Below are 22,671 nucleotides of genomic sequence, written 5' to 3' on the forward strand. Positions count from 1 at the left end.
GTTTCAATCCTTGTTTTAGTGGATACATCATCATAACCGCACTTTCTTCGTAACAGTTTGAATTTCTGTCATCTCTTTCGTTTTTTCTCCGGCTCTTTTTCCCAAAATTACACCTTCAAAATGGCGTCGCAAAACGCAAAAATAGCCGTTTCTGCAGAGTTTCGCAAATGTAAGTTCCTGTTTTTCTTTAAAATAGAAGAGCGCCATCTTAAACGCAAATATTTTTATAACAGCAGTCAACACATCTATTAGGGAATTTCGTCTTTGCCGGATAATAACCTTTTTGAATTATTCGAAAGATTTCATCAATCACGCCCAAAATATAAGCAAAATCGTCTGGTTTGTAAAGCACCTCTTTTAGCAAAGCGCCATTACGCACATAGCAGATGTAGCCTTTAACAACCGGTTTCTGATAGGTCTCCTGAATGAGCATCGCATAGACGACCGACTGGTATTTATGAGTACGAAACAGGTATTCCCGGTATTCGGTGTATTTGTAGTCCAGTGGTGCCATCGTGCCATCGGCAAAAGTGAGGACCTCATCAACCACGCCCCGAACCCGAATTCGGGGTGAAGCAAGATAGACATTGATTTCCTTTTTGATACAGGCAATCCTTTTTCGCAAATAGTCCCGATTCTCCTTTGCCCGATTTTCGTGAATCTCTCTGCCCTTGAGCACCAGATATCGTAAATCCTCGTTCTGGGGTATCTTCAGGCAGTTCATAAAGTAAGTAAATCGGGGGCAAAATAGATGTTCAACCACATCCGAGGTTGTTATCATCGGTGTGCGTTCGGTATCAAAATCTATTAAGCCTGTCTCAATCTCACCGCTCATAGAAATAGCGCCTTAACCTCATCCGAGACCAGTTCCCGGTCAAATGCCTGACCTAAAAGTTGCACTTTTTTGAAATCCTCCTCGCACATCGGAAAGATGTAAACTGAATCTACTGCCGGGTCAATAATGTCGTCACAAATCGCCTTCAGTTCGGCAATCTGGGTGCGGTTGAGTTTACCAAGAAAGGCGCTCTTCTGCACCCGATATAGCCCTTTGTTTTTGCAGGCACGGGCAATTCTGCCCCGTGTTTTGTTGTTGGTAATATCGTAGATTACCCAGACAAGATTATCCTGATTCATCTTCCCGTGACAGAAGGTTATTGGCAATCTTGTGGCAGTCAAACTGGATAATGTCTGCCCGTTTGATGTTCCTGCCGCAGTAACGAATGGACTCGTCAAGAAAGCGGGTGAAAGCCTCAATCAAAACCGCCTTACCCTCTTTGTTCAAAGTGTAGCCGTTCTCTAATCGGTCAAAATGCTCCTTCTTTACCTTGCGTGCGGCAAAGAGATTTATAACCACCTCATCCGCCCAAGCCCGGTAGTTTTCGATTATGTCAAAAACCAGCGACTTCTTGTTGTAATTGTCGGTATGCAAAATGCCAACATAAGGGTCAAGACCGGCAATAACACAGGCTCTTTCCACCCGAGAATAAAGGATGCCATAGGCATAATTAAGGAGCGCATTGAACTCATCCTTTGCCGGATTGCGACTCCTACCCTCAAACTTATAATCCTCGGGCATAAGAAAACTGAGCGCCTCAAAGTAAATCCTGCCGCCGCTGCCTTCAATACCCATAATTGTGCCTCGCTTCTCATCAACTGTTCCGGTCAAAGTGTCCAGTTGCTGCCGACAGTTTGCAAGTTTCTCAATATAGGCGGTGATTTCGGCAGACTTACGGGTGCGGGTCGTTCGCAACTTCTTCAAAAGTTCTATTTGGTTATCAAACTTGCGCTTCACCCAGGAAAGGGCAAGATTGAACCCGTCTTCGGTTTCGGCGATTGCCAGTTGCCGGCGCCTGATTTCGGTTGTGCTGCCAAAACGGCTGTGCCAGATGCGGGCGAAAGGTTCGCCGAACTCGTCAATAAAGATGATGTCAATATTGTGGTCAATCGCCAGTTTAATCGCATCGGTTGTCAGATAAGCGGCGGTTGATATGAGAATTGAAGAAACCTTGGAGCAGGCGATATCGTAAACTTTATCCTCTGCCTTAACCCGGAAACAGTCGCCCTGCCGCTGCAGATAGGCACCGTAGGTGTTGATGACCAGGTTCATAAGGAGTTTATAGAGTTTTTCCTTAGATAACTTGAAAAACCCATAATCATCTTTGATATTTCATCAGCCGTTTGATACAGAGTTTCAAACTCATTTCGCACAATATATTTCTGGTCAAGGGCAACATAAAGAGCTGCCATACCTTTATAACTTCAAACCTATTTATCTTTGCCATTTCATTACTTCTCACGACTCAACAACTCTATAAACTCCCAACTCTTAAACTCTTTTTAATCGTCCCGAACCCTCTTGATACCGATTTTCCCAGACCCCAGTAGTCAGGAATCTCAAAATTGACCACAAACTCGCCTAAAAATCCAAGCATCGGTGTGCCTTTCAAGGTAGCACGAATTTCTTTCATACTCAAGGTTGCTCTTAAGTCATTCTCCACGACATACCCCAACCCCTTGGACATTGAAAGAATGTTACCAATCAACGCACGCTTTAAAATTTCATCTCGTTTGTCGGAGTTGACATATATTTGAAAATTTCTCTCGTTAAGAGCCAACCACGGAGTAATGAATACATATCTATACTCTTCGTCTGTCGAACCAAAAGAAACAGTGGTCATCTGTAAACCCGGTTCGTAGAACTCTAAGCGATTCGATACCAATTTAAGGTTGATTATTGTATTCTGGATGGTTGTAAGTAACGCAATCCCCTCTTCAATAATGACAATATAAGCTATTCCGTCTATAACCTTAAATTGGATTCGGGGATAGGTGTAAAGAAACCCGTTATCTAAATGATGATGAAATAAAGGGTTGTCAGGAAAAAGGCGACCGAGATATCCCCGGATTACTGCAGCTTCATAGGGCTTCAAAGGACGCGATGCCGGAATTTTTAGGGTAGCTACCGCCAGAGTCCTCATATATTATTAATCCTATACAATAATTGTGCGCCCTCCATTTCTCACCATTTTCAGCACAGGAAGTTGCCATTCATCTGGCAAGGCTATAACCCTTAGCATCTGCTCTTCCTGGGATTTTGCCACTACACCACGCGCGATTGTCGCGTTATCGACTATGGGATATGGGAACATATTTACCATAACTCCCCTAAAAACCTTAGTTATTAAAGGGTCAACGGGATGGGAGGCTGTTTGTTCTTTTTCAAATACCCCGACAATTTCCAACTCTTCAAGATGAAGGCGTGCCTTACCACGGAATGAGCCAAGACGAATAAGGCTGGGAAAAACAACATCCGTCTTGGAAATCAAAAAACCTTTGAATTCTGCCTCCGGCGGAAGATAGTTTAGTATCTCAGCCTTTAAGACTTCACCCCTCTTTGTTTGTGCAACAAAACCATCGTTTTCACCTTTAGTCCATTCTGGCAAGTATTTCAACGGAGTTGTTAACCTGGCCGGGGTAAAATAAAACTTATCAGAAGCAAGCGAGTTTTTATACCGCGGGGTATTTCTGCCACCATTATGCTCGCCAATTACATAAGATTGGTGTTGGGGGTCCAGCCCCGTGACCTCAGGCGAAATTACAGCAGTTACGGCAAAATTAATTGCAGTGGCGTGGAGATAATGGGGTGTATATGCCGCAGACAGACCCTCCCGGGCGTAAAATAATGGGTCGAGGAGATAAATAGAGCAGGCAAAAACCTTCATTTTGATGACTCTTCTTACTCTTTTTCTGCTTCAGCCGTCACCTTTTGTTTTTTCTTACCTTGCCCCCCTTCCCCTTCGGGTAGTATTTTGATAATTGCATCAGCAACTTTACGAAAAGAATCCTCAACAGGTGGGAGCTGTAAATCTTTAATGTTGTTTAAGTCGGCTGGCATCTCTTGCACTATGTCGTAAGAAGAAAGCATCTCTCTATCACTTAATACATAACCGATTATTTCAGTCTTCACCTTACCCCATTCCCTGGTTGATGCCCCCAAGCGAGTAAGCCTATTCAGGTTGTCAACCAAAATAGCAGTCAGCTCTTTGGTGGGGTCTCGTAAAGTAACGACACCAATAAATTCGGTCTCAGTGGGTACTTTTACAATCGTCATCAGTGCTTGCCCTGTAGTTAATGTTTCCTCGTCAACAGCATTTGCCGTGTAAGCAGATATATCTTTTACTTCTGTTTGCGAGATGAATGTTTCACCTAAAACCCTCGATAACAGGTTATAACTCGACTTTGTTTTAGATGTTTCACCGGTACCGCCGAATAAGAGGCAAGCAGGACACTTCATACAGAGATTGTCCTTTAAATAACATTTAGAATCCTGAGGGATATTTAACTCCCGTTGTTTTTCCATAACCATTCTGCGCAGTTTGCCTTTAACCTTTCGCCAAGGGATAATGAATCGGGTCCCGAGTTTTTTGTAGGTGAAAGTTAAGACCTCCTCGGGTTCATTGGAGCGGATTATCGCATCGTCCAGAAGTGTTATCTTTACTACCAGTTGAAGATAACGGCCCCGCGGCAATACCTTTATATCATTAAAAAAGCCCATTGCGTTAGTCATTTATGACCTCCTTTAGGTTTTGGTACCTCGTTAAAATAAAGATTGCAGAAAGCAGTGAGTTCTTGGCCTTCAAGAAGTCGCTTAAATCGCTCTTACGGATTGCGTAATAGCGTTTAAGGATTTCCTTGGCTTTTTTAACAAAGTTACTCAATTCACCTTGTTCTTCTTGACCGATTTTAACCGATAAATTCCGCATAAACCTTTCCATCGCCATATCAAAAGATAATCCTGCCATAATGGCATCAAGAGCCTGTGCAACGGGTTTCCCTGCCTTATGCTTAGACAAATCTTTCCAGAACTCGCCTCTTTTTTCAGGTTCCACACAAAAATGTGGGATCCCTTTTTCTTTGTCGGCAAAAAATGCCGCGTCTTTTAAAAGATTGTCCATAGTTAGTTCACCTCCTTCTATAATTTTTAAGTTTGCCATCTTTAACGCCTTAATTAACCACGAGGCGTATAATTCAAACTGCTCTTTGGTAAACCTCTTTTTTCCCTTACCTTCTCCTATGTCAGCCAATGACATTAGAACGGTACTCGGTGAATTAAGAATCAAATTCCGAGCGAAGACAAATTGCTTTTGTGTTTTGCCAATAATATTTGCCAGCAGAATCGTCGCCAGAGAAAGGTAATAATTTTCGCCCCTCTCATCAGTTAAGACATCTTCACCAAAAAGCCCAACTTGCTCTTCTGCACCTATTGAAACCTTAAAACCAAGGTATTTCATTATGTGATACAAAGGTTCGTACTTTGCCTTTAAGTCTTTGGGGCTATATTCTTCTATCGCAATATCTCTCCCTATTACAAATAAAATTCCGCTGTCGCTCTGCAATATCGGTTCTTTTGTCAACTCATCTATATCCCTCTCGGTGCCGATAGGAATTTCTATTCGGTCAGGAAAGGGCAGGTTGTTCAATTCGGGAATTTTTCTGAAATTAGTAATCTGCCGTGGATTTCTCACCCCAGCAGCCACCATTGCTATAAGCCTTTTTATTCCCTGATAGTGTAAAAGCATATCCGGGACTTTAGTTTCAAGTCTTAAATAGATACGATTCTGATTACTTCGAACATCTCGCCTAAGGGTAAGATTGTCAAACCCGCACAAGCCACAGATTGCACGATAGTCATACTTTGCCTTTATTTGAGAAAACGACTGGGGACTCTGTGATAGATTTAATGCCGGTTGCATTTTTTGGGAAACTGGACAGCCGCATCTTTCACATACCCCTCTTTCAGCATTGGATGTTTTTTTGTAATTGCGATATCTCTCAAAACACAATTCGGCCAGCCCGCGAAAATCGGTTTCTTCGTCCATTGAGAGACTAACTGAAATGTAATCTTCAAGATCTGAATTATGCTCTTTTTCTTGGGTCCGTGCAGCAGCCTCCAATATTTCAAATAGTTCAATAGGTTCCAGCGTTGCCAGTTCAGTTTTCTTGCCTACAGGTAAGTTTAAATTCGGAGGGAATAAATCCACAACCCGCGCTCCGTCAAAAAGAGGGTCGATCATTTGTCTATTAACTTTTTCCGGAGGCTCTTTTTTGGTAAACTTTTTGAACAACGCCTTGCTAAATCTGTGTGCACTGGTACTATTTGCACTCTCGATTACACCAAGTATCCAGGGATTATTGAGTTCACCTTTTATTAACCTTTTCGTCAGTCTATCTGGAATCAAATTGCGGGCAGATAAAATGTCTCTCGCCAATTTAAAAAATACTACCGCCTTCTGGTCTCTATTTCCAAGGGCATTAAGTATTTGTTCCTTATTGCATGTTAAAAATACATCCGGATATTCTCTTGAAAGAAGAGTCAAAAAGTCGCCGGTGTAGTTTGATGGAAGTTTTTGCAGGGAAAGCGACCCCTTTATTATTTCTTCATTAATTTTCTTAACGCAACCAACTTTTTCAGGCAGCGCTGTTTTAGGTTTAGAACTAAATATAGCACCATTTTCAAAAGTTCTCAGGAGAAGCCACCCTTTCTCTTTATAAGATTGAATCAAAATATCTACAACTTTGAATGTCGTGGGAGAAGCAAAACGCGAAAAAGAGAAGTAGGTGAAATCTATTTTATCTCTATACAATTCCCGAAGGCGATAAAGGGTATCAAAAGCGATAGTTTCCATTGAAGCGATATAATCGGCAGTTCTCAATAAATTGGTAAAGAAAGAGGCACCAGGAGTGCGGATTTCACTTAAATCGTGTTCGGCAACGCTATGGTGTGTGTGTATGATATCTCGTATTTTTTTTATCTTTTCCTCGGGAATAGCATCCAGGATTCCAGCATTTTTAAAATACAGCTTCAAATCCTCCAACTCTATACGATGTGTAACCAGGCTTTCATTATTTTTTAACTTTCTCTGGTTTTCATCTCTCATTTTCCCTATGTCATGCACAAGACAAGCGACCTCTATGTCTTCTTTTTCCTCTTCATCAAGAGATGGACAGAGTTTGGCAAGGTTCTTAAAGATAGACCAGACCGCAAAGTGATGCGCATACAGTAATTCGCCGTTGGACTTTGCCCAATATCCAAATTGAGGGTTTAATATTTTTATAACTTCCTCAATTTTCATGTCTGCCACCATAGAAGACATAGTGGTCTTTTGCCAATATCCGGAGTTCATTTCTGCCCTCATCATAAACAACATTCGGCCTTGAAGAGTATTCTCGTGCCAGTTTTCCGGTTAATACTCCCCAGAACGGGAACAGCTTGTCTCTTAATAATATAGTTTCCCATTCAGATTCCGGAATCCTAAATTCCCTCAATGTCTCACCCTTTTCATCTTGAGATTTTCGTTGCCATTCGTATTCATAGTCATCGTCAATGTCATACATAGAAAAAAGTGCCTCGTGGTAAATAAAATACTTATTAAGTTCGGTGTCAAAAAGCAAAAAATTAAAATTCTTCCCGCGAAAACAATCGCCAAAAACCAAATCCTCACGGGGATTGGGAAATGCTTCCTTTAAAACTTCTTTTTCAAAAGATGTTCGCTCCCAGTTTTTCTTCCCTTTTATATAAGGCCGTAAATCTTTTGCTGTCAAAAGAACGGCCGTGCCTGCTTCTTTTCTTCCAACCCGTCCCAGTCTTTGAATCGCAGAGGTCCAATAACTGGCTTCAAATATCAAACTTTTAAAAGGCATATCTATTCCAACTTCTATGGCGGAAGTGCCCAACACAAAGGTCTTTTCGGTTATTGGATGTACTAAGTCCTTCTCCAATCCGCTCCATTCAACGATTTCTATCTCGTTAAAGTTCTGGTTTAGCAAATTGCGTTTTATATGCTGTAATCTGAATACACTGTCTGAAATATACGCCATTGGTTTAGGAAGTTCAACAATGAGCGATGTAATCTTCTCCAGTGTTTGCGCGATATTGGTCAGTCTAAAATTGTAATAATCAAAATTCAAGGGGTAATTGAATATCTCGTCTCGCTCACTACCCTCAGAATTATTAAAATCTATATGAGCAAAACTATACCTCTTCTTTAATTCTTTTAAGGCGGTACTTTCGAATGGTGTGGCAGAAAGCATTACTACTTTGTTTACATTTTTTGATAATAACTCGTCTACTAATATTGGAAAATTTTTCAATTCCGAATAAAGATGAAATTCGTCAAAAATTACAATGGCATTAGCAAGTGCATTCTGAATCTCCTTTGACCTTGTGTATGCCTCTTTATATATTAAAAAAAGTACATCGGGCGAGGTAATCACACCCCCCTTTTTTGAATGCCACTGCAGGTCAAAAAACAGTTTTTCAATCAGTCTTCCGCGACTTTCAATACTCTCAATTTGTTTACTTCGGAGGTAATATAATAAAGAATCCGATGAATATAGAAAGACATTAATCCCACCACTAATAAAATCTGTATAGGGCCATACGCCTACTCGTCCTTCTCCGACATCCTTCCCAAGCGACCTCACCTGAGTTTCCATTAAGATTTTTGTCGGGTATGTAAATACCAAAGGTATTCTCTCAAAAGAGTTAAGCTCCAATAACTTTCTAATAACATGACTCTTCCCCGAACCAACGGGGGCTTCTACAAAGATTAATTTTGCGTCTGAATTTGTGAGCAACTCAATAATCTGTTTTTGAAAAGGACGGAGACCATCATCACCTTGTTTCACAAATCGAGGACTTATATGGAGCATTGCTTCTCTCTTCTCCTCTGCCATCTGCCAATATCACGAATTGCGGTCAACATATCTATTTACCCTTTTCGATGTTGCCTTAATATACATATTTTCCTGCCCGCTGTCAAGCAAAATCCTTATTTTAGTATGTGTTGCCGTTATGTATGTTACTATATTATCACATATCTTTCTCCCCTGTTGAGAAATTCGGCAGTGTGTCGCCTGAGGCGGGTAACAGCCATCACGGATACTATCCCCACAAGGAGGGAGGGGACCGTTACCGATACCGTTTCGGGTATGGTATCTATCTGGGATTCAACCGGTTGCCGGTAAGTTGAAATGTCAGGGAAATAGGGTTTTAACAGTAATATGACCTGTTTGTGAGCGAGGTACTCATCTGCCCAAGTCGTTGACTTTTCAATAGTTAGATACCGGTCACCACGCCCTGCTTAAAAAACTTGACAAAGGCGGGTTTTTGCGGTATATATTATGTTGAGACGCAATAGGGCTAGCGTCGCATTTGAGGAGAATTTTACCGGTAAAATAGGTAGAAATTTTACCGGGTTTGGCATTTGAAGTAAGTTAAAGAACAGGAGGCTGAGATGCATAGAACTTTTTTGTCATATCTTGTCCCCGCGTTAATCGGCGCCGTTTTCGCATCAGGAACTTTTACGCCACCGGACGCTCAAAGGATTGAACCGTTACGGCTCAATCCCGATGAAGAGACAACCGCCCGTTTGTCCCAGCGTAACTTTGATGAGTGGTCGTTTACCGATTGCCAGTGGGATGTGGAGGTCCGTTTGACCAATAACACCGTCAGCGACTGTAATGAGGGCGATGGCCAGCGTCAGATTGCGGTTGACCTGTGTGGTCGGGTTCATGTCGTCTGGGTTTCGGAACGGAGTCCGGGCGCCTATTCACCCCAGATTTACTATTGCCGTTATTATCCAAGCACCGGCTGGACCTTAGACACCTGCCTCTCGGGAGACATCGCTAACATCGGCTACTCTTACAACCCGGCAATCTGCGTTGACTCAATGGGTGATGTCCATATCGTCTGGTGTGTTGAACAGTGCATTTCACCCGAAGGCTATTTTATCGCCTATAAGAGTTGCACGCCAACCAGTGCCGGCAATGGCGGCTGGACACCGACAACCCGCATTACCGAAGACACCCTGTTGTGGTATAAGGCGTTGCCCGATATCAACGCCTCACCAGACGGCAGATTGCATCTGGTTTACTGTTACTCTTACATCACCCCACCGCCGGTGCCGGTTGCTGTATCCGCCATCGCCTACAAGGAGAAAATCGACACCGATTGGCAGCCGCGTATCACCATCACATCTGAAGCCCGCCCCTTTGAATTAACATCACCGCGCGTTGCCGCGGACCGCTTTAACAACATCCACCTTGTCTGGGCAAAGCAAAAGAAAGAGCCGCCTTATTACAGTGCAATTGGTTATCAGGGTCGTTTTGGCGGCATCTGGGACACATTGAGGGAGAATATCGCCGGTGATATAACCAGCAACCATAGCCAGCCTTCTATCGCCGTCAACCCGTTGACCAATCGTCTTCATATCGTCTGGAGCGCGGGCGCTCCTTACTCCCGAATTGTCCATAAAGAAAGGCTCGGCACCTATGCCTCGGACACCTTTCAACTGATTGGCGACACCGTGTCGTCAAGCGGGATAAGTTATAGCCAGACCGCACCCTGTATCGCCTTCTCCTCTGACGGCATTGCCCATACCGTCTGGAAGGGTTTTAGCCCGACAACCTCGTCCTATCAGCAGATTTACTACAACATCCGGTTTCGGGAAGGTCATTGGGGCACGCCAACCCAGTTGACCTGTATTGATGGCTCGAATCGCGGGACACCGTGCATCAACACCGGTGGCACAAGCGCCAACCCGAACGATGTCCATATCATCTGGTGTGATGAGCGCGATGGCAATCCGGAAATCTACTACAAGCATTACGGACCAATTGATGTCGGCGTCATCGCCATCATCGCACCACGGGACAGAATTCGCACCGGCGAACCGGTGATACCCCAGGCAAGGGTGAAGAATTTTGCCAGCGGCACCCGGACCTTTTTGGTAAGGTTTACAATCGGAACGATTTACTACAACACCAAACTGGTAGCCAATCTTGCCCCGAACAGTGCGGCAACGGTCTTTTTTGAGCCCTGGACCCCAATCACACCCGGCGAGTTCAGCACGCAGTGTGTTACGCTGCTTTTGAACGATGAAACGCCCGGCAACGACACGATGCGGGGCACGGTTGAGGTTTATGTACCGGAACAACCGGGCTGGACCGAAAAGGCGCCTCTGCTCGGTCCGGCAAAGAACGGCGCGTTCCTCGTTTTCAACCCCGACAACGGGCTTCTCTATGCGGCGCGCGGTGACCACGCCAGCGACTTTTACTCTTATGACCCGAACACCAACACCTGGACGCCCCTTAACTTCTGGCCCACGGGTGGTGATGGCAAACAGCCCTATACCGGCGGCAATGGCTGTTACGGTGCCGGTTATATCTGGGCGATTAAAGGCAACAACACCCGCGAGTTCTGGCGCTATTCAATAGAAACCGGTAACTGGGAGCAACTGGGAGATGTTCCGACCGGTGCCAGTGGCAAGCCGGTCAAGGGCGGTTCGGACCTGATTTATGTCGATAACTATGTTTACCTCCTGAAGGGCTACCGGCAGGAGTTCTTCCGCTACAACACAACCAGCAACTGCTGGGAGTCGCTCCCGTACGCACCGGCGGGCGAGCGTGCCAAATGGGACAAGGGCTCCTGGCTCGTTTACGACGGCGTTGACAAAATTTATGCCCATAAGGCGAAGTACAGTGAGATGTGGATTTTCAACCTGACAACGCAGGAGTGGGAACCAAACCCTGTCCCCGGAATTCCTCTGCCCAGCACGAAAACCGGTAAGAACAAGAAGTCCAAGGATGGCAGCGATGCGGTATTTTACAACGGGTTCATCTATGCGCTGAAAGGCGGCAACACCTGCGAGTGGTGGTGTTGTGATGTTGCGAGTGGCACCTACACCTGGATTGAACTGGACCCGATACCGGAAGTGGGAATGAGCGGCAAAAAACGCCGGGTCAAGGGTGGCGGTGCGCTTACCAGCACAAACGATGGCCTCTTTTACGCGCTGAAAGGGGGCGGAAGTCAGGAGTTCTGGCGCTATCGGGAACTCGGTGCTTTTGCGCCCGGTCCTGACCAGAGCGGGGTAATGGCAACACCCGAGCCGAACCGTTCGCTCCAGTTCCGTATTGCGCCCAATCCGGCAATTAAGGGCTTTACCGTGCTTTCCTACAATCTACCGAAGAAGGCGCCGGTGCAGGTTACCCTGTTTGACATCACCGGCAGAACGGTAAGCAACTTGACATTTGCCCTTTCCGGTCAGGGCACAAAGAGGCTCGATTTGCGCCATCTTGCCCGTGGTGTTTATCTTGTGAAACTGGAGTCGAGCGGACTGACCTTTGAGCAGAAGTTGACGGTGCCTTAAAGGGTTGCTTTATTCTGATTCATCCCGGGGCTTTATGCCCAGCACCTGAAAAAGGACATCCTTACCGGCGTTGAGCCGCCACAGGGCAAGGGTTGAAAGCGCCCGCACCGTATGACGAACCGGTTTACTTCCCGGCTCCTGAACCTTCAAAAGTAGGGGCAGACAGGCGAATCGGGCAAGACCGGCAAGAAAGAACATCACATCGTAGTTGTAGAACCGGACCCCGAACAGGGCAAGATGAAATCGGGAAAGGAACTGGGCAACAGTACCGGCAATAAGCGAAGCAAAAAAGGCACCCAATCCGGTGACCACGGTGTAAATCGCAAAGTAACTCTCCTTGCGTGCCGGATTGTCCGCAAGGTCAAGTAACAGGTTCCACAACCCCAAACTCGCTCCGGTCCAGACCACACCGTTGAGTACGCCGTCAATCCAGATGGGCAAACGAAACTCAGGCGTGGCAAAGAGCCAGAGAAACGGCATCACGCCCACAACCGCAAAGTTTAACACCGTTACCGGTCTGGAGCCAAACTTGTCTATCGCCCTGCCCCAGAGGAGTTGAAACAAGACGCCAATCACCCCGCCAATCATTGAGTAAATCGCAATTGAGGCGAAACTGAACCGGAGGTTTTTAATCAGATGTACTAAGTAGAATGGTGAGGCAAGGGTGCCGGTCAAAAACCAGACCGCGAGAAATGTGGTCAAGCGCCGAAACTGCGGCTCCTGTAAAGGACCAAAGAAAATCTCTTTGAACCCGGATTGCGTGCGGGGCGCCAGCGCCGGTTCGGGTTGCCGGGTGAGGAGTAAGGTGGAGATGAGCCCGAACAGAACCGCGAGGGCAAACGCCAGCGCATAACCGAGCCCTTCGTTGCCCGTCGCCTTTAAGTAGTCCATACCCCGACCCGCACTGTATCCGGCAAACACACCAATCACCCCTAAAATCGCATTGCGCAGACCGAAGAATCTGCCCCGGCGCTCTTCCGGCACAAGGTCGCGCACCCAGGAGGTCCAGGTTGTACCGGCAATCTGCATCAGGATGCTGGAGAGCGCCACCACCACCAAAAGAAAAACCACACCGGGCTTGACCTGTAAAAATAGAAAGGGCAAGAGCAGGATAAACGCGGTCCTGCCCAGACCTGCACTCCAGATTACCAGCCGCTTGCGGCTTTGGGTAAGGCGCAACAGGTAGTTGGTCAGGAAACTGAACACCGTGGACAGCGCCGGAATGCCGGACAAAAGCGCAATCTGAAATGAGTTGGCACCGAGATAAAGCGCCAAGCCGGCAAGAAACATTCCGCCCGCAAGGGTGGTGTAAAGGGTGGCAAACGCCCCTTCAATCACCGAAATTTTTAACCCCTGCTGAATCTCCTTATCCGAAAGCGGGCTCATCGGAACAGTTCGGCGGCACGATAAGAGGAACGGACCAGCGGCGCAGCAAAAACCCTCTTGAACCCCATCTTCTCACCCGCGTCCTGAATCGTCTTAAACTCCTCTAAACCCCAGTAGCGCGCCACCGGCAAAGCGCGGCGGCTCGGTTGCAGGTACTGGCCGATGGTCACGATGTCACAACCCACCGAACGCAAATCTTTTAGCGTGGCAATCACCTCATGCATCGTCTCACCCAGACCAACCATTAAACCGCTCTTGGTTAGCATCCCGGGTGCCAGTTCTTTGACCTTTTGCAACACCGCCAGCGAAAGCCGGTACCCGGCACGCCGGTCGCGCACTAACGGTGTCAACCGCTCAACCGTCTCAAGGTTGTGGCCAAACACATCCGGTCCGGAATCAACCACCTGTTTAATCAACCCCTCCTGACCGCCAAAGTCCGGCACCAGCACCTCAACCCGCACCCCCGCTGCACCGTTTGGGTCTGCCGATTTTCCATCCGCACACGCATTTTGCTTGACCAGCCGCACCGCGCGGGCAAAAACCCCAGCACCCAGGTCAGAAAGGTCGTCCCGGTCAACTGAGGTCAAAACCAGATACTTTATTCCTAACTCCTGAACCAGTTGCGCAATCCGCTCCGGCTCGGTCTCATCAATTCTACCGCCAGGATTTCCTTTCTGTACCGCGCAGAACCGGCAACTCCGGGTGCAAACATCACCCAGAATCATCAATGTTGCGGTACCGGAGTTCCAGCACTCGGTTAAGTTGGGACAGCGGGCATTAGAACAGACCGTGTTCAGGTGGTACTTGCGCAGCAGTTCGTTTACCCGGTCAAATTCAGCACCGGTTGGTAAGCGGGTTTTTAGCCAGGAAGGTTTTGGCACCGGTTCAGGTTGATATCTTTAAACTCGATTTCGGGCAGTTCCAGACACATTCAAAGCAGCGGATACACTCCCCTTGATTTGGCTCTTCATAGGGTTCGATGTCCATCGGACATACCCGGCGGCAGATTGTGCATTCTGTGCAGGTTGCGGTGTCCAGTTTCATCCGCATTAAACTTGCCCGGTTGAACAATGAGTAGATGGCACCAATTGGACATACCGCCCGGCAAAAGGGCCTTTTGATGACCATTGCCGCCCAGATGACAAACATTAAAATCGCCACCTTGTAATAGAACAACCAGGAGACAAGGCTGCGCAACCCCTGAACCGGGTCCCAGAGGACTAAAGGTATCCCGGCTTCCAAGGTGCCCTGCGGGCAAAGTTTGCAGAACCACGGTTCGCCGGTGAAGAAAGCCAGAATCCCGGCAACGAGGATGAAGAAGACAAACTTGAGCGATGTGACCGGCAGGGAAAGTTTGAGTCCAAGGTCAAACAGCCCGATTAGCACCACCACCCCGAGTACAAGAATTAAACCCAGTTCGGCGCCGGCAAAAGGTCCAATTTGGAGCGGTTTGCCGAAAAGGGCAAGAACAAAGACAAGCGGTGCGGCAAGGAGAAGCACCCGGCTACCACCAATCAGGCTGAACAGGGTGAGCGCACCAACACCAGCCGCAATTCCCAGACCAACATCAAACTTGACCGCGATTAACAAGCCGAGCAAAACACCGACTAGCATGCTACCGAACCACCATCTCTTTGGTAACGCCATCTTGCCCTTGTGCAGGCTGTATAAATACAACCCGATAAACGGCACCCAGCCGAAAAGCAGCGACTTCCACACCGCAACCTTGACAAACAGGGCAAGTAAAGCAACCGCGATTAAGCCGATGCCGCTGACGACCCCAAAAGTGAGCCAGCCTTTGGTCCCGGCTCTTTTGCCCAGTTTAATCTTGTAAAGCAAATCCTGCCACAACCCGAACGGGCAAACCCAGGCACAGGCTGCCCTTCCGACAAAGGCACCGATGATGAGAAATAGACCGATGATAACCCAGGGCACCCTTTGCCACCAGATTATACCCTGTTGACCGAGAATCTGCTGGAACGAACCGAGCGGACAGGCAAAGACCGAAAGCGGTCCACCGTAGCAGTTGAGCACCGGTTCAGGAATACTTTTGAGAAATCCGGAATAGAGAATTTTGCCCTGGACATAGGCGAGGATATATCCGTTCAAGATTACCGTAGCGATTATTTGGCTGATGCGGTAAGGAGCGACCCTTCTTTTCGCCATACTATGCGCCCTTCAAAAACCCAAAGCCACTTTTTCCTTTGCCGGACCTACACGAGGCCCATACAGGAAAGTCATATCTGTCCGGCAAATCCTCGAATTACCGCAAGCATCCCGAATTTGATACCGAGCGCAACAATCACCGCGCCAATGAGGGAAAGGACGATGACGAGTAGTTTCCGCATCGGTTATATCCGGCTGATTAACTGCAGTTTCGCACCCCGAAACGGCGCCTCATAACGGCACACCCCACCCGAACAGGTGTAACCCCCTTTCTCCGCGCCAATCCGCAGCCGCAACACATTCCGCTCGCTGATGTTCCAGACCGTCTCAAACATCGGCCAGGACTTCTGGTTGTCGTAGCGATGGAGTGAGTCCATATCAACACCCTGCCAGCCCAGGGTGAAAAGCCATTTGGCACCGTACCCATAACTGAACGAGATTAAAGGTTCGTGATAGCGCCACCAGGTTTCCGGGATGGGTTCGCTCGGCTGTTCCTGAACCCAGCCCAGTTCCGCCTCAAGGGTAAAGGTGTGCTCACCGGTCAGAAAGTTCACAAGCAGTCCGGGCCGGTCTGTTACCCGGGAATAGGTTCCCAGTTCAATGTTCTTCTGCAACATATGGTTGAACTTGACCTCCCAGTTCCAGTTTGCGCCAAGGCTGTATCTACCCTTGATTTCACCTTCTAAAACCCCGGCTGAGGTGTCGTCGTGGACAAAGAGCCGGCCCAGTTCACCTTCCAGGTAAAGTTGGTCAATCGGTGTGCCCGAGACCGTGAGCCCGAACCCGCGTTCATCAACCCCCCGATTGATTGCCACCCCGGACTTAATCGGGGTTGGTGGGTCGTTGTAATGGTACACCCCTTCGGGAAATCCCAAACGGGTGTAATCAACATACTGACCGAGTATGGAAAAACCGGTCAGGGCAAGGCTGGCGTTTGCCACATAACCAAAACCCTTTTCCCTGCCGCCAATGCCGGGCTTTGTTCCCAGACGCCAGGCAACCTCACCACCCAGCGTTACCGGACCAATGTCAACACTGACATCACCCCCGAAAAGTTCGGTAAACGCCTTTGGGGTCGGGTCAACATCCCGATTAATCCGCACATACCTGCCCCCCAGCGCAAGAAACTGAACCGGTCGAGAACTTATGTTGGCACCTAAAACCTGGTCGGTGGTGTCCAGTTCGTTCATTATCTTATAGGTGTTCTCCTGGAAGAACACATCCCGTAACCTGCCGCCCAGTAGCGTCACCTCGCTCGCCAATGGCAACTGGAATCTGCCATAAAGCCCATGCAAACTTTTGTAGTGCCGGAAATCGTCATCCGAATAGGTGCGCAGGGTCAAGCCCTGGCCAAAGGTCGTAAAAAATCTGCCCAGTCGCACCTCTAACTCTGCCGGGTTGTAGGCGATGGAGTAGTCCAGAAGCCGCAACGGCTGGCGCGGCGCAGGACTGTGTTTTGATGGTTCAAAAAAGAGCACGCCCAGTTCACCTTCAAAATCACCGTAACGGGCGATTAAATCCAGTTTGTCCTCAATATGGGTCGCCCAGTTTGACTCGTACCCCCAGAACTCGGCGCGATTGGAACCCTGAATGGAAAAGTCGTTCCCGAAAACCGCGGTGACAAGAAACAGAATCGCACAGCCGGGTATAAGCAAAATTACCTGTGCGCTTCTGCCCTTTTGTGCCCTCACTGGCTGCCACCCTTCTCGCCTTCAGTGCTATCACCCTTCTCCTCTTCTGCTTTCTCCGGCAGCCACTTCCCAATCTCATCCGCAATCCGTTTTTCATCGCCCTTCTTGTACCCGATATGGGTGAACACAATCTCGCCCTTGGTATTAATCAGCACCGCAGTCGGTTTGATGATGATGTTGTAAGCCTTCTTCACCTTCTGCTGCTGGTCAAGTACCACGATGTAGGGCCATTTTTTACTTTTGACAAAACTGCGCACCCTTGCCTCATCGGAAGGTTTATCAACCGAAAGGGCAACAATCTGTAACCCCCGTTCCTTCAATGAGTCGTAAACCGGTACGAGCGCATCCAGTTGAGCAATGCAGTTGACACAGGGCAAATCCCAGCACTCCATATAAACCGGTCCGTTCTTTAACAATTCCGAAAGTTTCACCTCAACGCCGTTGATGTCCTTCAAGGTCCAGTCCGGTGCCTTGGGGAACTTTTTTTCTTCCTTCTGCGCCTCTGCCCCAAACGCAATCAGGGCTGAGAGCAGGCTAAAACATATCAGTGTCTGATATCTCTTCATCAACACCTCCGCTTCCTAATTTTTTACCCTTCGTTTAATTGCCGACTGCAACACGGCGCGGGTTGTAACATCCTGAACCGATACCGCTAATCCAACCCGGTCGATGTTGTAGCCTGAAACCGGTGCCCAAAGCAGGGTGTCGTAACTGGCTCCAAACTTTAACTGCACCGGTATCCCGAAACCTGTCGCCGACCACATTACGCACCACCCGGGAGATGTAAACCGTATCACCCATCAAGAGCGAGTAGTAGGGCACGCTGTCCTCATAGACCACCGCAACCAGGCGTAAACCGGTCATCTCATTGACCGTGGAATCGGTCGGCTCAATGTGAACCTGAATCGCAATCCGCTGCGAGTCAATCACGGTGCTGTCCAGTTTCAACTCGAGAAAAGTCTTGCGCGCCCGGGCACCATCGGTCATATTCCGATAAATCGGGTAAAATGAGTCGGGCAGCGTCACCTGCGGTGCCCGATTGGTGCCATCAAAAAATGCCAGTGGTAAAAGGGTCGGCTCCACACCATACCAGTTCGCCCGCGCCCTTCCGGCTTCGCTTTCCAGTTCTGGATGCGACTCCGCCGCGTAGTACACAATTGGAACCACCGAATCACCGTAAATCATCGTCAAACTGTCCAGCGCCTGCAACGCAGACGCACAATAGGCTCACTCATCAGGTAAAGTGGAAAACAGTTCAAGAAACACCACCCGGTTTGCTTCCCGCTCAATTAACGGTGCTTCGGAACAGCCCAAAATCGTCGCCAGAGCCAGCACTGTCAAATAAAAAAGTTTGTGCTTAACCATAACCCTTAAATCTTAAACTATTCGGTATTATGGTCAAGAAAAGCAAAAGGAGACGCCCGAACCGGCGTCTCCTGAATCTGTTCCGGGAGATTAGTCCTCGGCAACGATGCTAATCTCTTTTGCCTTGGACTTCTCGGACTTCGGCAGGACCAGTTCCAGCACTCCGGCACGGTAAGTTGCCTTTGCCTTGTCACCCTCAACCTCAACCGGCAGCGTTACCGTACGCTGGAACTTACCATAGGCGCGCTCAATCCGATAATAGGTTTTACCCTTCTTTTCTGTCTCCTGCTTCCGCTCACCGGAAATCGTCAGCGTATCACCCGAGAGATTGATTTTTATGTCATCTTTACTCATACCGGGCAGTTCCGCCCGAACAATAACCGCCTCATCGGTCTCCTCAATGTCCATCGGTGGTGCCCAGTAGGTTTCACCCCGCTCCCGCGGGAACCTGCCAAAGACCGAATCAAACAAACGGTCCAGTTCATCCCGCAGCGAAACCATCTCCCGGAACGGGTCCCAGGTTGTCAGGTGTTTAGCCATTTTCATCACCTCCTTTTCGTTTTTCTTAATCTCCACCTTATTAGACTAATCCGACCGTTTCGGGATTCACCGCTTCGAATCTTCCTCTTTTTCACTTATAAACAGTTGAACGAATGGTTTTTGGGACACCTGATGAGCACGAGCGATAGCCTCGTTTTTCTTAATTTTAATAAGCGTCTCGAACACTTCGCCTCGCACCTTAAATGAGACCTTTTCCGCGGTATCTCGATGTTCAAAAACGACCCGGCACCCACCTGGTCTTACCCGATGTTGAATATTGCTCTTACCCATTGTACAACCTGAACCTAACTGGACCCCATCAATAAAACAGCTTACCGGCGGTTTTGCCGGACACTCAACAACCGCCCTCAGGTCAAAGGGCGACCCATTCAACATCTTTCGAGCACACCTGCCCGCACGCAAACCTAAAACCAGCCACGGACCAAGATGGCCATGGAACCTCTCTGCCCTCTTCAACTCCCGGGGCGGTAATGTTGCTTGACCGTGTCTAACCACTGGGGATACGGACTCGGGCTTCTGCCCTATTCGCTTTCGGTTTTCCTGTTCTTTCTGATTTTTGCTCATCCCTCTTAATATACCCTGGGTGTCCAACAACGCAAGCCTACCGTACTCATCTTTCTCACCTCTGCTCTTTCCGATTGCCGGTTGATTTCCCAGTGATTGACTGCCGGTTTGCTGTTTGTTGACATTGGCAGGGATTTGGTTAATTTAAATAATATAGGACAAAAAGGAAAAGGAAAAAATATGGCACTAACTAAGGAACAGAAGATGAAACTGGTGAGCACATTCCGGTTGCACGAAAAGGACACAGGCTCACCTGAAGTTCAGATAGCAATTCTTACTGAAAGGATTAATCAGTTAACCGAGCATCTGAAGGTGCATAAGAAAGACCGCCATTCGCGGCGCGGCTTGATTAAACTGGTAAATGCGCGACGCCGGCACCTGCAGTATCTGGCAAAACACTATCCCGAGCGGTACGAGAAAATCATTACCACCCTTGGGCTCAGAGGTTAGGCAACACAATGCATCGCGTTGAAGTTGAGGTCTGCGGCCGGACCCTGTCGTTAGAATTTGGCCGCGTTGCCCGTCAGGCTGATGGCGGCGTGCTTGCCCGTTACGGCGATTCGGTTGTTCTGGCAAGTGCCGTTTACAACAAACAACCGATTGAAGGTTTTCAGGACTTCTTTCCCCTGGTGGTTGACTATCGGGAACTGGCTTACGCGGCAGGTAAAATTCCGGGTGGATTCTTCAAGCGTGAAGGCAAACCCCGGGATAAAGAAACCCTTACCTGTCGATTAATTGACCGCCCAATCCGACCGCTTTTCCCGGCTGGATTTCGGCACGAAACCCAGATTATCGCCTATCTCCTCTCCACCGATATGGAGAATGAGAGCGAGTTTTTAAGCCTGGTTGCCTCTTCGGCTGCCCTGGTAATTTCCGAAATTCCTTTCCTTGGTCCCATTGGTGTCTGCCGGGTGGGAAAAATTAACGGTCAACTAATCGCCAACCCGCCGATGAGCCAGCTCGATGATGCGGATATGTCGATGATTTTCGTCGGGTTAGAGAACGGCGAGGTTATGACCATCGCAGGACAGGCACGGGAGGTTTCAATTGAAGATATTGACCGGGCATGGGAACTGGCTCAACCAGTAATAAAGAAGACCATCGAGCTCCAGAAGGAGTTACAGGCGGCGGTTGGCAAACCCAAAATCAGCCCGGATGAACCATTGATTTCGGATGAGTTGCGTCAGGAGATTCTCCAGCGCATTGCCGAACCTGCGGTCGCAACTAACGACATCACCGACAAGCGCGCCCGGAGCAACGCCCGAAGAGAACTTATCCAGCAGGTTAGTTCTCAACTGGAGGAAAAATATCCTGATGCCGAAGGTGCGGTTGCCGCGGTACTGGAAGAGGTTATCAGCCGGGATATCCGGAATCGAATTCTCGAGCGGGAGCAGCGGCTTGATGGCAGAAAACTTGACGAGTTGCGTCCGATTGAATGTGCGGTTGGCGTTTTGCCCCGCGCCCATGGCAGCGCTTTATTTACCCGCGGTCAAACGCAATCGCTCGCAACAACCACGCTCGGCACAAAGTCGGACGAACAGGTGGTTGATGATGTCGAACTGGCAATGGAAGAGAAAAAGTCGTTTATGCTCCATTACAACTTCCCGCCCTTCTCGGTGGGCGAAGTCCGGATGTTACGTGGACCGGGTCGTCGGGAAATTGGCCATGGCGACCTTGCGGAACGGGCGCTCCAGGCGGTTGTACCCAAAGAAGAGGAGTTTCCTTACACCATCAGAATTGTCTCGGACATACTTGAATCCAATGGCTCCTCCTCAATGGCATCGGTCTGCTCCGGTTCAATGTCAATGATGGACGCCGGGGTTCCGGTCAAAACTGCGGTTGCCGGCATCGCGATGGGTCTGGTTAAAGAGGGCGAGCGGTTTAAAATTCTCACCGACATCATCGGTGATGAAGACCATTACGGTGATATGGACTTTAAAGTCGCGGGCACCAAGGACGGCATTACCGCCATCCAGCTTGACCTCAAACTGCCCGGTGTCCCCTACTCGATACTGCGCACCGCAATGGAACAGGCAACCCGGGCGCGTCTCAAAGTCCTTGAGATAATGAACTCGGTTATCGACCGCCCCCGACCCGAAATTTCCCGGTTTGCACCCCGGATTATATCGCTTGTTATCGACAAAGACAAAATTGGTACCGTTATCGGACCGGGCGGAAAGACCATCCGCAAGATTATCGAAGCCACCGGCACCACGATTGACATTGAAGACGACGGCACGGTTACCATCGCCGCCACCAATCCCGATGCGCTCCAGAAGGCAAAAGAGTGGGTCGAATCGCTCGTCGCCGAAGTTGAAGTCGGGAAAGTTTACCAGGGTACCGTAACCCGTGTCACCTCCTTTGGTGCCTTTGTTGAAGTTCTTCCCGGCAAAGAAGGGATGGTACACATCTCCCAGCTGGCTCCGGGTCACTGCCGACAGGTCACCGATGAGGTGAAGGTCGGTGATAAGGTCTGGGTCAAGGTAACCGAGATTGACAGTCAGGGAAGAATAAACCTCTCCCGGCGCAAGGCGATGGAAGAACGGGGTGAAATACCCCCTTCCAACGACTCGGGCATCGTTGAAAATCGGGACCGCCGCCCATCACGCTCCGCCCATAGCTCTTCCAGCCGAACCGGTCACAGCCGCGGTAAAGAACAAAGACGCGGGCGGTTCTAACAGTTGAGCGGTGAACTGCGGTGCAACCCTCTGAACCAAAGTTAATCTGAT

General features: G+C 48.5%; 21 protein-coding genes. 3 read left to right on the top strand and 18 right to left on the bottom strand.

Annotated elements, in window-relative coordinates; translation table 11 throughout:
* Window positions 1-30: 30 nt before the first annotated feature.
* From HPY86_08590 to cas3, 9 genes are all read right to left on the bottom strand, one after another.
* Complete coding sequence (locus HPY86_08590) at window positions 31-207, bottom strand: hypothetical protein (protein ID NPV14968.1); 177 nt, start codon at window positions 205-207, stop codon at window positions 31-33.
* A 1-nt stretch (window position 208) separates the two neighbouring features.
* Window positions 209-781 (bottom strand): CRISPR-associated protein Cas4, encoded by a 573-nt coding sequence (cas4, locus tag HPY86_08595; GenBank protein NPV14969.1) that lies wholly within the window; start codon window positions 779-781, stop codon window positions 209-211.
* A 50-nt stretch (window positions 782-831) separates the two neighbouring features.
* The gene (gene cas2 / locus HPY86_08600) at window positions 832-1,134 is read right to left on the bottom strand and encodes a CRISPR-associated endonuclease Cas2 (protein NPV14970.1); all 303 of its coding nucleotides are present in this window, start codon (window positions 1,132-1,134) and stop codon (window positions 832-834) included.
* Window positions 1,121-2,107: a CRISPR-associated endonuclease Cas1 gene (gene cas1 / locus HPY86_08605; GenBank protein ID NPV14971.1), complete on the bottom strand. Its 987-nt coding sequence runs from the start codon at window positions 2,105-2,107 to the stop codon at window positions 1,121-1,123. The genes cas2 and cas1 overlap by 14 nt, the downstream gene beginning before the upstream one ends.
* A gap of 202 nt (window positions 2,108-2,309) precedes the next feature.
* Entirely contained in the window at window positions 2,310-2,978 is a 669-nt protein-coding gene (locus HPY86_08610; GenBank protein NPV14972.1) for a hypothetical protein, read from the bottom strand.
* A 12-nt stretch (window positions 2,979-2,990) separates the two neighbouring features.
* Entirely contained in the window at window positions 2,991-3,722 is a 732-nt protein-coding gene (gene cas5d / locus HPY86_08615; protein ID NPV14973.1) for a type I-D CRISPR-associated protein Cas5/Csc1, read from the bottom strand.
* Between the two features lie 14 nt (window positions 3,723-3,736).
* Window positions 3,737-4,567: a type I-D CRISPR-associated protein Cas7/Csc2 gene (gene cas7d / locus HPY86_08620; GenBank protein ID NPV14974.1), complete on the bottom strand. Its 831-nt coding sequence runs from the start codon at window positions 4,565-4,567 to the stop codon at window positions 3,737-3,739.
* Window positions 4,560-7,184 (bottom strand): HD domain-containing protein, encoded by a 2,625-nt coding sequence (locus HPY86_08625; protein NPV14975.1) that lies wholly within the window; start codon window positions 7,182-7,184, stop codon window positions 4,560-4,562. The genes cas7d and HPY86_08625 overlap by 8 nt, the downstream gene beginning before the upstream one ends.
* Window positions 7,123-8,736: a type I-D CRISPR-associated helicase Cas3' gene (cas3, locus tag HPY86_08630; GenBank protein NPV14976.1), complete on the bottom strand. Its 1,614-nt coding sequence runs from the start codon at window positions 8,734-8,736 to the stop codon at window positions 7,123-7,125. Before cas3 ends, HPY86_08625 begins: the two co-directional genes overlap by 62 nt.
* Window positions 8,737-9,296: 560 nt before the next feature.
* Here cas3 and HPY86_08635 point away from each other — a divergent pair.
* Window positions 9,297-12,209 (top strand): T9SS type A sorting domain-containing protein, encoded by a 2,913-nt coding sequence (locus HPY86_08635; protein ID NPV14977.1) that lies wholly within the window; start codon window positions 9,297-9,299, stop codon window positions 12,207-12,209.
* A gap of 9 nt (window positions 12,210-12,218) precedes the next feature.
* Here the strand turns inward: HPY86_08635 and HPY86_08640 are convergent, their stop codons facing one another.
* From HPY86_08640 to HPY86_08680, 9 genes are all read right to left on the bottom strand, one after another.
* Complete coding sequence (locus tag HPY86_08640; protein ID NPV14978.1) at window positions 12,219-13,595, bottom strand: MFS transporter; 1,377 nt, start codon at window positions 13,593-13,595, stop codon at window positions 12,219-12,221.
* Window positions 13,592-14,476 (bottom strand): lipoyl synthase, encoded by an 885-nt coding sequence (gene lipA, locus HPY86_08645; protein ID NPV14979.1) that lies wholly within the window; start codon window positions 14,474-14,476, stop codon window positions 13,592-13,594. The genes HPY86_08640 and lipA overlap by 4 nt, the downstream gene beginning before the upstream one ends.
* 4 nt (window positions 14,477-14,480) lie before the next feature.
* The gene (locus HPY86_08650; GenBank protein NPV14980.1) at window positions 14,481-15,761 is read right to left on the bottom strand and encodes a 4Fe-4S binding protein; all 1,281 of its coding nucleotides are present in this window, start codon (window positions 15,759-15,761) and stop codon (window positions 14,481-14,483) included.
* A 185-nt stretch (window positions 15,762-15,946) separates the two neighbouring features.
* Window positions 15,947-17,452 (bottom strand): hypothetical protein, encoded by a 1,506-nt coding sequence (locus tag HPY86_08655; protein ID NPV14981.1) that lies wholly within the window; start codon window positions 17,450-17,452, stop codon window positions 15,947-15,949.
* Window positions 17,449-18,018, bottom strand: a complete 570-nt coding sequence (locus HPY86_08660; GenBank protein ID NPV14982.1) for a redoxin domain-containing protein — start codon at window positions 18,016-18,018, stop codon at window positions 17,449-17,451. The genes HPY86_08655 and HPY86_08660 overlap by 4 nt, the downstream gene beginning before the upstream one ends.
* Before the next feature lie 34 nt (window positions 18,019-18,052).
* Entirely contained in the window at window positions 18,053-18,661 is a 609-nt protein-coding gene (locus HPY86_08665; GenBank protein ID NPV14983.1) for a hypothetical protein, read from the bottom strand.
* A gap of 18 nt (window positions 18,662-18,679) precedes the next feature.
* Window positions 18,680-18,817, bottom strand: coding sequence for a hypothetical protein (locus tag HPY86_08670; GenBank protein NPV14984.1), 138 nt, complete (start codon window positions 18,815-18,817; stop codon window positions 18,680-18,682).
* A gap of 90 nt (window positions 18,818-18,907) precedes the next feature.
* Complete coding sequence (locus HPY86_08675; GenBank protein NPV14985.1) at window positions 18,908-19,357, bottom strand: Hsp20/alpha crystallin family protein; 450 nt, start codon at window positions 19,355-19,357, stop codon at window positions 18,908-18,910.
* A 66-nt stretch (window positions 19,358-19,423) separates the two neighbouring features.
* Window positions 19,424-19,942 carry a hypothetical protein gene (locus HPY86_08680; protein NPV14986.1) on the bottom strand — a complete coding sequence of 173 codons (519 nt, stop codon included), beginning with the start codon at window positions 19,940-19,942 and terminating at the stop codon, window positions 19,424-19,426.
* 180 nt (window positions 19,943-20,122) lie between these two features.
* On the opposite strand from HPY86_08680, the gene rpsO reads away from it, so the two are divergent.
* Together rpsO and pnp are read left to right on the top strand one after the other, a co-directional pair.
* Complete coding sequence (gene rpsO / locus HPY86_08685; protein NPV14987.1) at window positions 20,123-20,392, top strand: 30S ribosomal protein S15; 270 nt, start codon at window positions 20,123-20,125, stop codon at window positions 20,390-20,392.
* Between the two features lie 8 nt (window positions 20,393-20,400).
* A complete protein-coding gene (gene pnp / locus HPY86_08690; GenBank protein NPV14988.1) occupies window positions 20,401-22,620 on the top strand; it encodes a polyribonucleotide nucleotidyltransferase in 2,220 nt (739 codons plus the stop codon).
* Window positions 22,621-22,671: the final 51 nt, after the last annotated feature.

It is taken from the genome of candidate division WOR-3 bacterium (genome assembly GCA_013177935.1).
Lineage (GTDB): Bacteria > Hydrothermota > Tepidihabitantia > Tepidihabitantales > Tepidihabitantaceae > Tepidihabitans.